This window comes from Streptomyces sp. NPDC001153 (genome assembly GCF_053598315.1).
Genome location: NZ_JBSFJZ010000033.1, coordinates 102,421 through 113,120 on the forward strand (window position 1 = coordinate 102,421; position 10,700 = coordinate 113,120).

General features: G+C 68.0%; 11 protein-coding genes and 1 pseudogene. 4 read left to right on the top strand and 8 right to left on the bottom strand.

All coding sequences use genetic code 11. The features are described from left to right. Positions 1 to 84 precede the first annotated feature (84 nt). Positions 85 to 551 (top strand): annotated as a pseudogene (locus ACWDEN_RS32465) (NAD(P)-dependent oxidoreductase); the annotation flags it as partial. 137 nt (positions 552 to 688) lie between these two features. Here ACWDEN_RS32465 and ACWDEN_RS32470 read toward each other — a convergent pair. The 4 genes from ACWDEN_RS32470 to ACWDEN_RS32485 form a co-directional block, all read right to left on the bottom strand. Beyond that, positions 689 to 997: a putative quinol monooxygenase gene (locus tag ACWDEN_RS32470; RefSeq protein ID WP_351606380.1), complete on the bottom strand. Its 309-nt coding sequence runs from the start codon at positions 995 to 997 to the stop codon at positions 689 to 691. Between the two features lie 178 nt (positions 998 to 1,175). Then, positions 1,176 to 1,871 (bottom strand): SDR family oxidoreductase, encoded by a 696-nt coding sequence (locus ACWDEN_RS32475; protein WP_450861368.1) that lies wholly within the window; start codon positions 1,869 to 1,871, stop codon positions 1,176 to 1,178. Positions 1,872 to 2,022: 151 nt separating this feature from the next. Further along, positions 2,023 to 3,291 (bottom strand): MFS transporter, encoded by a 1,269-nt coding sequence (locus ACWDEN_RS32480; RefSeq protein ID WP_450861370.1) that lies wholly within the window; start codon positions 3,289 to 3,291, stop codon positions 2,023 to 2,025. Positions 3,292 to 3,386: 95 nt separating this feature from the next. After that, positions 3,387 to 4,016, bottom strand: a complete 630-nt coding sequence (locus ACWDEN_RS32485) for an isochorismatase family cysteine hydrolase (protein ID WP_450861372.1) — start codon at positions 4,014 to 4,016, stop codon at positions 3,387 to 3,389. A gap of 166 nt (positions 4,017 to 4,182) precedes the next feature. Between ACWDEN_RS32485 and ACWDEN_RS32490 the strand changes: the two genes are divergently transcribed. Together ACWDEN_RS32490 and ACWDEN_RS32495 are read left to right on the top strand one after the other, a co-directional pair. Beyond that, entirely contained in the window at positions 4,183 to 4,773 is a 591-nt protein-coding gene (locus ACWDEN_RS32490) for a TetR/AcrR family transcriptional regulator (RefSeq protein WP_450861374.1), read from the top strand. 364 nt (positions 4,774 to 5,137) lie between these two features. Continuing rightward, positions 5,138 to 5,596 (top strand): winged helix-turn-helix transcriptional regulator, encoded by a 459-nt coding sequence (locus ACWDEN_RS32495; protein ID WP_450861376.1) that lies wholly within the window; start codon positions 5,138 to 5,140, stop codon positions 5,594 to 5,596. Positions 5,597 to 5,960: 364 nt separating this feature from the next. On the opposite strand, the gene ACWDEN_RS32500 is transcribed toward ACWDEN_RS32495, so the two are convergent. From ACWDEN_RS32500 to ACWDEN_RS32510, 3 genes are read right to left on the bottom strand one after another with little or no spacing between them, the layout of a single operon-like run. Further along, complete coding sequence (locus tag ACWDEN_RS32500) at positions 5,961 to 6,857, bottom strand: bile acid:sodium symporter family protein (RefSeq protein WP_450861378.1); 897 nt, start codon at positions 6,855 to 6,857, stop codon at positions 5,961 to 5,963. 15 nt (positions 6,858 to 6,872) lie between these two features. Further along, positions 6,873 to 7,637, bottom strand: a complete 765-nt coding sequence (locus ACWDEN_RS32505; RefSeq protein ID WP_450861379.1) for an enoyl-CoA hydratase/isomerase family protein — start codon at positions 7,635 to 7,637, stop codon at positions 6,873 to 6,875. Further along, positions 7,634 to 8,830, bottom strand: coding sequence for a CaiB/BaiF CoA transferase family protein (locus ACWDEN_RS32510; RefSeq protein ID WP_382098766.1), 1,197 nt, complete (start codon positions 8,828 to 8,830; stop codon positions 7,634 to 7,636). Before ACWDEN_RS32510 ends, ACWDEN_RS32505 begins: the two co-directional genes overlap by 4 nt. Positions 8,831 to 8,934: 104 nt before the next feature. Between ACWDEN_RS32510 and ACWDEN_RS32515 the strand changes: the two genes are divergently transcribed. Further along, positions 8,935 to 9,711 (top strand): IclR family transcriptional regulator, encoded by a 777-nt coding sequence (locus ACWDEN_RS32515; RefSeq protein WP_351606405.1) that lies wholly within the window; start codon positions 8,935 to 8,937, stop codon positions 9,709 to 9,711. Between the two features lie 308 nt (positions 9,712 to 10,019). On the opposite strand, the gene ACWDEN_RS32520 is transcribed toward ACWDEN_RS32515, so the two are convergent. Continuing rightward, on the bottom strand, positions 10,020 to 10,661 hold the full coding sequence (locus ACWDEN_RS32520; RefSeq protein ID WP_450861382.1) for a 3-oxoacid CoA-transferase subunit B: 642 nt from the start codon (positions 10,659 to 10,661) through the stop codon (positions 10,020 to 10,022). Between the last annotated feature and the right edge of the window lie 39 nt (positions 10,662 to 10,700).

Here is a 10,700-nt window from a genome sequence, read left to right on the forward strand (position 1 = left end):
GGGTGGGATGCCGAGTACGTGGGCGGAGTACTCGCCGAAGCGGCGGATGCGGTCGGTCAGGTAGGGCGAGATGTGGGCCAGATACTCACGCCGTTCGAGTGCGGCGTGCTGAGGGTCGCACGAACCGCTCGAAGTGCACCGCTGGGCCCCGTTCAGGCCCTTGCGGACCTACCCGACCTGCTCCCACGCGCCGACGCGGTGAACCTGGCCACGCCCCTCACGGACGCCACCATCCACCTTGTCGACGCCGCTTTCCTGGCACACATGTGGAACGGCAGCCTGCTGGTGAACATCGCGCCCGGCGGCGTCGTCGACACCGAGGCGTTGTTCACCGAGCCGAAGCTGGACGGCTGCGTGCCGCGCTAGACGTCACCGACCCCGAACCGGTGCCCGCGGGCCACCCGCTATGCAATGCTCCGGGGGCGCTCATCAGCCCCCACATGGGCAACAAGACCTCCGCCTTCCTGCCGAGAGTCGAGCGGCTGCTGTGCTCCCAGATTGGCCGCTTCGCCGACGGAGAGCCACTGGAGAACGTTGTAACGCAGCACTGAGCCACAGCCGGCGGGTGCCTCTGAATCTGGTGGAAGACTTGTTCTGGCCGTGTACGAGGAGGTCCATGTGGGGCCGCATGGAGTCTCGCGCCGGTATTGCATCGATACGCTGTTGTGACGGCTCAGACAGTGGGTCGCTAGTGGATCACGCCCTTGTCGGGGTCGCCGAGGGGGACGCTTTGCACCGGCCAGATCTCGCTGGGTTCGGTCAGTAGGGGCTTTGTCGCGTCCCTGATCCGCTGGAGATTCGAGCTGGCCAGGTGCGCCTGGAAGTCCTCGGAGGTGAGCCAGTGCTCGACGATGAAGACGTCCTTGCCATCGGTGTGTAGTGCGAAGAGCTTGCATCCCGGTTCCTGATGGACCAGCGGGGCGAGCTCGCGGTACACGTCGAGCACCTCTTGGGTCTTGCCCGGCGCGGGGATCAGGCGGGCGATGACGACGGGCATACGTGCAAAACCTCTCGGGACGGTCTCCCGCGCCGTGAACGTGGGATTCGGGGTGAAGCCGCACTCCCATGATGCACCGCACCGGCCGCTACGCCACTGGTGGCGGCACGGTAGCGCGCCACAACCGTTGGCGCCGCCAACAGCCTTGATCATAGGTCGCTCATGAGTCAGCCGTCCGTCACCGGGTCGAGTACAGCGCGGCGATGTCGTTGGGCAGCGCGGACTTGATCTGGCGGCTGAATTCGTCGACGAGCACTTCCTCCTGGCCGGTGAGGAGTCCCCTGATCGCGGCTCGTGCGACCTCCTCGGGACTGATCTTGGGCTGGTCGACATTGGCGGACAGGTCGGTGTCGACATACCCGACGTGCACACCGAGCACGCGGGTGCCCTGCGAGCGCAGGGCCAACCGCATCGCGTTGGACAGCGACCACTGCGCTGCCTTGCTCGCTGCATATCCGGGCGCCTGCTCCAGGGCCAGCCAGGATGCGGCGGACAGCATGTTGATGACGGCGCCGCCGCTGTTGTGGGACAGCGTCGGAGCGAAGGCCTGGGTCACAGCCCAGGTGCCGAGGTAGTTGACCTCCAACTCGCGCCTGGCGTCGTCCAGCGACGCGGTGAGCGGCGACGCCGCGAAGGCGGTGCCGGCGTTGTTGACCAGGATGGAGAGGTCGCCGATCGCCTCGACCGCGGTGGCGATGGTGGCAGGGTCCGTGACGTCCAGTTGGATCGGCACCACCCCGGGATCGGTGATCTGTTCGGGGCGGCGTGCGGCGGCGTAGACCGTGGCGCCGTGCTCGGCGAGCACTCGGGCGAACGCCTGGCCGATCCCCCGGTTGGCGCCCGTCACCAAGGCGGCCTTGCCTTGAATCTGCATGTCTATGTCCTATCCGTTCGGTGTTGCACGTGGGCCGAGGTCTGGCGTCGTCGGTAGCAATTCCACCTGACTTTTCTTCTTAAAGTCAAGGGCGCTTCCCGCGGTCCGGCGAGATGGTTGTCCAGCGGGCCGGTGTCCTTCGCCACGGGCTTCAGCCGCCCTTTCCGACGGGGCGGCCGACGGCGACACGCGGGCCTGTTTCTACGGAGTTCTGCACCCCGGATGTGCGGCGTTGCCTGACGGAATGGACCGTCAGGGACAGCGCTCCGACGGCGAGGAAGGCCATCCCCTCGCAGGCCATCGCTGTCCAGCCATGTGCTTGAAGGAGCGCCAGGCCGATGCTGGAGCCGATCGCGCCGCTGGCGAACAAGGCGAAGATGTAGACGGTGTTGAGCCTGGCGCGTAGGGCGGCGGGCCCGGTGAAGATCCGTGTCTGGTTGGCTATCTGCGCACTGGTGGTGCCGTAGCCCAGCAGGTTGCAACCGATCACGAGGGCCACCACGGAGTCGCCGGCGAACAGGAAGACGACGAAGGCGATGCCGGCGGACGCCAAGCCGACGGTGTTGACGGTGTCGGGGCCGTAGCGGTCGGTGAGCCGACCGGAGTAGCGGGCGGCCAGTGCGCCGGGCACGCTGCCGAGACCGAAAAGGCCGGCCGCGGCCGGTCCGAGCTCGATGGGCTTCTGGGACAGATGGAAGGCCAGCGTCGCCCAGAACGCGGAAAAGGCAGCGAAGCCCGTCGCGCCGAGGACTGCGGACAGGCGCAGGGAAGCATGCCCGACGATGAGCCGCGGCAGGGACGCCAGCAGCTTCGGGTAGCCGATCCTGTCCTGGCCGCCGTGCGGGCTCTGTTCCGGCATGTACCGGGGCAGGACGAGCAAGAGCAGGGCGGTGGCGGCCGCGGCGGCGAAGTAGCCGGCACGCCACGTCCCGGTCGCTTCGGCGAGGGCCCCGGAGACGGTACGGGAGAGCAGCGCTCCCAGGGTCAGGCCGGTACCGACGGCTCCCAGGGCCCGGCCCGCCTGGCCGCGCGCGGCCATCGAGGAGACGGTCGGCATGATGAGCTGCGGGAGCACGGTGGTGACCGACAGGACGAAGGTCGCCGTGCTCAGCACCGCTATCGAGGGGGCCAGTGCTCCTGCGAGCAGCGCCAGTGCGGTGATGGCGAGCAGAACGCTCGAGATCCTGCGCAGTCGTGCGCGGTCGGCGAGAGGGACGACCGCGACGATGCCCAGCGCGTAGCCGATCTGCCCGGCCGTGGCGACGATGCCCGCCGCGGCGGAGGAGACGCCCAGCCCCTGTGCGATCCATTCGAGAAGCGGCTGGGTGAAGTAGATGTTGGAGACGGTGATGGCGGTGGCGGTGGCGAAGACGGGGATGGTGCCGCGCTTCACGCCCGAGGTCGTGGACAGTGCGGTCATTGCGCCTCCTCGCACAGCCAGGAGGGCAGGGGCGGGCGTATCGGGAAGGCGAGGGGGGTCGGCTTCACCGGGCCGTCGCCTGGTCGGCATCAGGCTCACGACTGTGCGTCCTGGAACGCGGTGACGAGTTCTGCGGTGGTGACGATGGCATGGGCGTAGGTGGGGCCGGTCAGCTCGTGTGCGGCATGCATTCGTTCGGGGGAGAGGGCCGCTGTGGCATCCCGGACCAGCGTCACGTGGTAGCCGAGTTCCATGGCGAAACGGGCGGTGGCCTCGACGCAGGTTTCCGCCAGCAGGCCGACGACCGCCACGTGGGTGATGCCGTGCTGCTTGAGCTGGAAGTCCAGGTCGGTGTTGGCGAACCCGCTCGAGCCCCAGTGCTCCCCGACGACGACATCTGCCGCCTGCGGTCGGAAGTCGGGGTGGAACTCCCCGCCCCAGGATCCCCTGGCGAAGTGGTGCCCCTTCTGGATCTTGCGCTGTGAGGGGTTGGGGTGGTCCCAGGTTTCGTAGTCGCCCGGCTGCCAGCGGCGGTGCGGGACGAACACCACGCGCATGCCGGCCTCGCGGGCGGAGTCGATCACGGAACGCAGGTTGTCCAGCAGGCCGACCTCCTTCGCCACGGGCTCCACTCGCGGCCAGGTCTTGCCGCCCTCGGAAAGGAAGTCGTTGTAGGGGTCGACCAGCAGAACGGCTGTGCGGCTGGGGTCGTAGGTGTCGGTCACGGCTTCTCCTCGAATGTGGATGATGAACAACATCTAGATTCAGGATTACTCGCATCATCCTTGCAGTCAAGTATTAGCAGCTCATAGTCAGGATTCACTTCATGTGTATGATGGACGTCATCCATCCGGTGGGCGGCAAGCCGCTCCCTCGAAAGGAAGACCCGACATGGGGCACTCGCAGAAGGAGAAGGCGGCGTCCCGCGAGCGGGTACTGCGTATCGCAGCCCGCAAGATCCGCGCGGAGGGCGTCACGCGCCCCGGCATCGCGGACCTGATGAAGGAGGCGGGGCTGACACACGGCGGCTTCTACAAACACTTCGCATCCCGGGACGACCTGATCTCCCAGGCTGCGGCCGTAGCCCTGGCCGAGGGCTCGGCGAAAATGGAGAGAGCCGCGCGGAAGAACGAACGAGAACCGAGGGCCGGTCTCATCGACGCCTACCTCGGGAAGCAGCACCGCGACGCGCCGGCCACCGGCTGCGCCCTGGTCACGCTCGGCGCCGCCGCCGGACGCGGCGACCAGCACTTCAAAGAGGCCTACGAGAAGCAGGTCCGTACGTACCTGGATCTGCTCGCCGGCCTCAGCGAAGACTCGGAGGAGGCCCAGGCCGAGGCGATGCTCACCCTCAGTGCCCTGGTTGGCGCCACGCTCATGTCCAGGGCCGTGGCCGACAAGAACCTCTCCGACGAACTGCTCGCGACAGTAGCCGGCCGACTCAAGAACGGCGGGTCGCGGACCTCGTCCCCTGCCGTCTGACGCGTGTGCCGGTGGGCTTGCCCCGACGCGCGGCGTCGATGCCGTGCGCGTCACGAGCGACGTTCCGTATGTGGTGAGGTGTCCCGCTCGGTGACGGCAGCGGGGCGCCCCCGGTCCCGCGGGGGAGGTGGCCACCGGCCGCGTGGGCCGCGATCGCTGTGCGGGCGAAGCCGGAATCACCCTGCGCGTCGTCCCGCCGTCACGCCGGTCTCAGGCCAGTGGTTGTTCTGGACGCTCAAGCGGCACACTGGATAGTGATCCGATACTCAGGTATACAATTCGGTCATGCCATGCGGTCGCGTGGCATGCGTGAGGATCCGGCAGAGATGTGGAAGGTGGGGTGGCAGTGCCATCGACGAGGAAGGTGTCCGGTCCCACGGACGATTCGCCGGCCTGCTCCATCGAGCGCAGCCTGCAAGTGCTTGGCGAGCGTTGGACTCTGCTGGTCCTACGCGACATCTTCGCGGGCAAGCACAGGTTCGCCGAAATCCAGTCGTCCCTCGGCATCGCGCCGAACCTGCTCAGTGACAGGCTCAAGCTTCTCAGCGAGGCCGGTGTGTTGCGCACGCGGACGTACCAGGAGCCGGGCAGTCGGCATCGGCTGAGCTACCACCTGACTCCGGCTGGGCAGGAGCTGCAACTCGTGCTGGCGGCTCTCCAGCAGTGGGGCGACCACCACCGCCCTCGCCCGTCTGGACCCTCCTCTCTGCGGCGAATGCGTTCCACCGGTCAGGTCGTGCGGGTCGGGTTCCTCGACGACGACGGCCACGAGTTGCCCGCCGAAGGCGTGACGTTCGTGATGAATACGGGGCCCGGGGCCTGATGGCGTAGGACTTGATTGCCCAATTCTGCCCGGCTGCAAGGTGGTTAGGGAATGATCTCTGTCGCGGCCGAGGTGCGGAACCCCATTCTGCCGTTGTTCACGGTTGCGGCTTGGAAGCACTTGGGATCGGTGACTCCGCGCCGGCGGACCATGGCGCGGAGTTTCAACGTTCCAGCTGGCGCGGGCGCGGCCCAGTGATGCGCGCCTTCCTCCGAACCGTCCCGGTCGATCAGGTCCACAGACTGCCCGATGCGCCGGAGGCTCACGGGCCGTGATCACCCGGTTCGGAGACGAGTGGCGGTCCCTGATGCAGGAGAACACCACCGTTGCGCCGGACCACACCTCCACGGCCCTCATGCGGCGGTCAGGTGCTGCTCGCCGGTTCCATTACGGGCAGCGTGCGGGACCGCCGGGCGAGCAGGGAGGCTGCCACCGCCGCGGTGATGAAGGCGACAAGACTGTAGATCGCGGGTGTCACCGCGGCGGCCGGCATGTTCAGCAATGCGGGGCTGAGGGCGATGGTGACGGCGAGCGCACCGTTGTGGATGCCGATCTCCATCGACGAGGCGACTGCCTGGGGCCGCTCGACGCGGGCGAGGCGGGGAACCCAGTAGCCGATGACCAGGTTCAGGACGCTGAACGCCGCCGTGAGCGGAAGGACGGAGCCGAGGGACCGGCCCAGCTGGCCAGCGTTCTGCAGGATCGCACCGACGACGACGACCGCCAACACGATGAGCGAGACGATCCGTACCGCCTGGCCGAGAGTCCGCGCAAGGCCGGGGCGCAGGCGCCGCAGCGCCATTCCCAGGGCCACCGGCAGCACGACGGTGGCGATCAGCGTGACCACGCCCTGCGGTTGCAGTCCGATGTTGTGGGCGTGGCCGACGTAGTGGCGGGTCACGCCCCACATGACGAGCGGCAGTGTGACGACGGAGATCAGCGAGTTGACCGCGGTGAGGGTGATGTTCAGCGCGATGTCACCGCGGGCGAGGTGGCTGTAGACGGCTGCGAGCGTTCCGCCGGGTGATGCGGCCAGGAGCAGCATCCCGACCGCGGTGTCGGGGTCGGCTCCGGTCAGGGCAAGCAGCGCCAGACAGAGCGCGGGCATCAACACCAGCTGGCAGGCCAGTGCCGTGCCCACTGCGCGCGGCGCACCGATCACGCGGGCGAAGTCGGCGAAGGTGAGAGAAAGGCCCAGGCCGAGCATGATGACCGCCAGGGCGATCGGCAACAGCACGGTGGTCAGGACAGAGCTGTGCAACGTCACTCCTCAGGATCAGTGCCGGTGGTATTCGCCGACCGACCGGGCGAAGAAGGCACGCAATGCCTCCTTGTGGTCGTCCTTCATGAACAACTCGGCCAGTTCGTCGACCTGTCGCCGGTGCGCCTCGTCCCGGCTCATCTCGAGGGCGTCGTTCACGCACCGCTTGGTGGCCTCGACCGACAGGGGGGCGCGGGTCGCGATCCGCTCCGCCTTCGCCAGCGCTACGTGCATGAGCGCCTCGGGTGCGCATACCTCGGTGACCAGTCCCCAGGCCGCGGCCCGCTCGGCTCCGTAGCGCTCGCCGGTGAGGAGGATCTCCTTGGCCGGTCCGAGTCCCACTATCCTGGCGAGGCGCCAGAAGTTGGCCATCAGGCCCACGTTGACACCGGCCGCGACGAAGGACGCCTCGCTCGACGCGACACGAATGTCGCAGGCCAAAGCCAGCTCGAACCCGCCGCCGACGGCCGGGCCGTTGACCGCGGCGATCACTGGAGCGCGGAACCTCTCCAGGCCGTCGACGATCCGCTCGAAGTCCGCCACGAGAGCGGGCAGTTCGGTCCGGGTCATCCGCTGGTCCTGGGCCAGGTCCGCGCCTGCGGTGAACACACCTCCGGCCCCGGTGAGGACGACCGCACGAATCTCCGGCTCTTCCTCCAGCCGGTCGATGGCCGTCTTCAGGTGCGCCCGACTCTCCCAAGAGAGCGTGTTGACGGGCGGATTGCTGAGTGTGATCACCACGATGTGCGGGGTGTGGTGCCTCAGCTGGACTGCGCTCACTTCTCCTCCTTGGCCACGCCCGCGGCGAGCAGGGTCTCGATCTCGGATGGGCCGAAGCCGGCTTCGGTCAGCACGTCGGTGGTGTGCTCGCCCAGCAGCGGGGCCGGACGATCGATGACGGCCGGAGTGCGGGAGAACTTGACGGGCACGCCGATGTGCTTCACCAACCCCGCCGTGGGGTGTTCGACCTCGACGAGCATCCGCCTGGCCCGGACCTGGGGGTCGGAATAGACCTGAGCGATGTCGTACACAGGTCCGGCGGGGATGCCGTGCGGCAGGAGGATGTCCATCCACTGCTCGGTGGTGTGCTGCAGGAACCTCTTCTGCAGTTCCTCGGTCAGCGACGGGCGGTTGGTCATGCGGGACATCGGATCGGCAAACCGCGGATCCGTCCCCAGCCCCGGCCATGCCAAGGCCTCCACGAGGCGTTCCCACATCCGCTGATTGGGTGTGCCGACGGTCAGCCAGCCGTCCGCAGTCCGGAACGCCTCGTAGGGGGCCGCGAGTCGCATCTGCGAGCCGAGCGGGCCGGCTACCTGCCCGGTGGCGAACAGGACGGCGCTCTCCCAGACCATCAGGGAGATGCCAGCCTCCAGCAGAGATGTGTCCACGTACTGTCCCTCGCCGGTACGCAGACGGTGGACATAGGCGGCGAGCACACCGTTGGCGGCCAGGAGCCCCGCGGTGAGGTCACAGATCGGCACGCCCGCCTTGACCAGCGCGCCACCGGGCTCCCCGGTGACGCTCATGATCCCGGACATGCCCTGGGCGACGAGGTCGTACCCGCCCCGGCCGGCCAGCGGGCCGTCCTGGCCGAATCCCGAGATCGAGCAGTAGACCAGCTGCGGGTTCCGTGTGGCGAGTCGGGGATAGTCGCAGCCGAGCCGCTCCATGGCGCCCGGCCTGAAGTTCTCGACGAGGACGTCGACTCCCGCACTGAGCCTGCGCAGCGCGGCGGCTCCCCGCTCGTCCCGCAAGTCCAGGGCGATCCCGCGCTTGTTCCGATTCACCGCCATGTATGCCGGCGACTGGCCGCCGGGGAAGTCGGCTCCCCAGCCACGGAGTTCGTCGCCGACCGGACGTTCGACTTTGATCACATCGGCGCCCAGGTCGGCGAGGAGCGCCGCGCAATAGGCACCAGCCATCACTTGGCTGACGTCCAGAACCCGCACGCCGTCGAGGGGACCCGCCATCGCATCTCCCGAAGATGTCGCCCGTGAAATTTGTGCCGCGATGCGGCACGCCTGTGCTACTATGCGGTCCAAACGGTAGGGGGGTAGTCAGGAGGCGTCAACGGATGCGCAGCGTTTTCACGGCCTTCTCCGTGCTGGAGGCGCTTGCCGAGGCCCAGCCGGTCGGTGTGGGCGCACTGGCACGGGAGCTGGATCTGCCCAAGAGCACCGTGCAGCGGAGTCTGACCACGCTGGCCGAGGTGGGGTGGATCCGCCCGCTGGACAGCAGCGGCCACACACGGTGGATACTGACGGCCAGGCCCCTGAAGTTGGCCGGGCACGTGTTGCGCCACGAGCGCCTGCTCCGTGAGGCCGCAGCGCCGGCGATGGCGGACCTCGCCCGGCAGACCCGCGAAACGATCCACCTGACGATCGTGGACGGTGACAGCGTGATCCTGCTGGACAAGATCGACAGTACGCACACCGTCCGCAACGTCTCCTGGGTCGGCGGTCGCGCTCCCCTCCACGCGTCGGCCTCCGGGCTGGCGATCCTCGCCCACCTGCCGGCGGACGCGATCACCCGCCACCCGCTGACCAAGTACACCGGGCAGACCGTGACGGATGCCGAGGCGCTGGGTGCCACTCTCGCCACGGTCCGCAAGCGCGGTTACGCCATCAACACCGGGATGTGGCGCGACGACGTCAGCGCCGTCGCTGCGGCGATCCTGGATCCGACCGGGGTGCCGGCCGCATCCCTCAGCATCTCTGTGCCGACCTACCGGCTCTCCGACGAACTCCGCGATCAGTACGGCATCCTGGTCCGCGACGCCGCCGCGCGCGTAACGTCCCTGTGGGATGGGCAGGACCCCGAAAACAGTCCCATGGCGGAACGGGACGGCTGAGGGGGTGGGGTCACAGACGACGCACGTCTCTCGGAGGCGCCGATACCGGCCGCCTCCAACGCCATCTGGAGGTCGCCGACATCGATGCCGCCCTGGGCGCATGCCAACCTCTGCGCACTCGTCGACAGCATCGCCCACCAGTTCCCGCGGGGGATCCCACAAGCGGCGGACCTCGTCGCTGATGCCTTTCTGCCACCCAGTCCAAAGACGAGCCACTTGCCCCGGCTCGCCTTTCGACTCGCGCCTGACCAATGCCTACGATCTGAGCAACGGAGTCGTAAGGGTCTCTGACCTGATCTCCTCGCCGACTAGCGGTGGCCGGCGGTCTCCAGCGGGGCTGCGGTCCGGTCCACGACGTCGTCGACAGCGACGCCGGGTGCGAGTTCGACCAGCCGTAGACCGTCGGCCGTGACGTCTATGACGGCGAGGTCCGTGATGATCCGGTCGACGACATCCAAGCCGGTGGCAGGCAGCGTGAGTTCCCGGACGATTTTGGGGCTGCCGTCCTTCGCGGTGTGCTCCATCACCACCAGCAGGCGACGGGCGCCGTGCACCAAGTCCATGGCGCCGCCCATGCCTTTGACGAGCTTGCCCGGGATCGCCCAGTTCGCGAGGTCACCGGCGGCGGAGACCTGCATGGCGCCGAGCACCGATACGTCGATACGGCCGCTCCTGATAATCCCGAAGGAGAACGCCGAGTCGAAGTAGGAGGCCCCGGCGCGCACGGTCACGGTCTCCTTGCCGGCGTTGATCAGATCCGGATCGACCATGTCGTCGTACGGGTAGGGGCCGGTGCCCAGAATCCCGTTCTCCGAGTGCAGGATCACCTTGACCTCGGGCGGGAGATGGTTCGGGATGAGGGTCGGCAGGCCGATGCCAAGGTCGACGTACTGACCGTCGCGCAGTTCGCGGGCGGCCCGGGCAGCGAGCTGGTCACGATCGAGCGGCATCGCTTACTCCTTTCCGAGTCCGGCGGCCGGCGTTCGGAC

What these genes read in the sequence shown, in the direction of transcription:
- ACWDEN_RS32470 (WP_351606380.1), bottom strand. Translation starts at nt 997, where the DNA reads ATGCCCGTCGTCATCGCCCGCCTGATCCCCGCGCCGGGCAAGACCCAA.
- ACWDEN_RS32475 (WP_450861368.1), bottom strand. Translation starts at nt 1,871, where the DNA reads ATGCAGATTCAAGGCAAGGCCGCCTTGGTGACGGGCGCCAACCGGGGG.
- ACWDEN_RS32480 (WP_450861370.1), bottom strand. Translation starts at nt 3,291, where the DNA reads ATGACCGCACTGTCCACGACCTCGGGCGTGAAGCGCGGCACCATCCCC.
- ACWDEN_RS32490 (WP_450861374.1), top strand. Translation starts at nt 4,183, where the DNA reads ATGGGGCACTCGCAGAAGGAGAAGGCGGCGTCCCGCGAGCGGGTACTG.
- ACWDEN_RS32510 (WP_382098766.1), bottom strand. Translation starts at nt 8,830, where the DNA reads ATGGCGGGTCCCCTCGACGGCGTGCGGGTTCTGGACGTCAGCCAAGTG.
- ACWDEN_RS32515 (WP_351606405.1), top strand. Translation starts at nt 8,935, where the DNA reads ATGCGCAGCGTTTTCACGGCCTTCTCCGTGCTGGAGGCGCTTGCCGAG.
- ACWDEN_RS32520 (WP_450861382.1), bottom strand. Translation starts at nt 10,661, where the DNA reads ATGCCGCTCGATCGTGACCAGCTCGCTGCCCGGGCCGCCCGCGAACTG.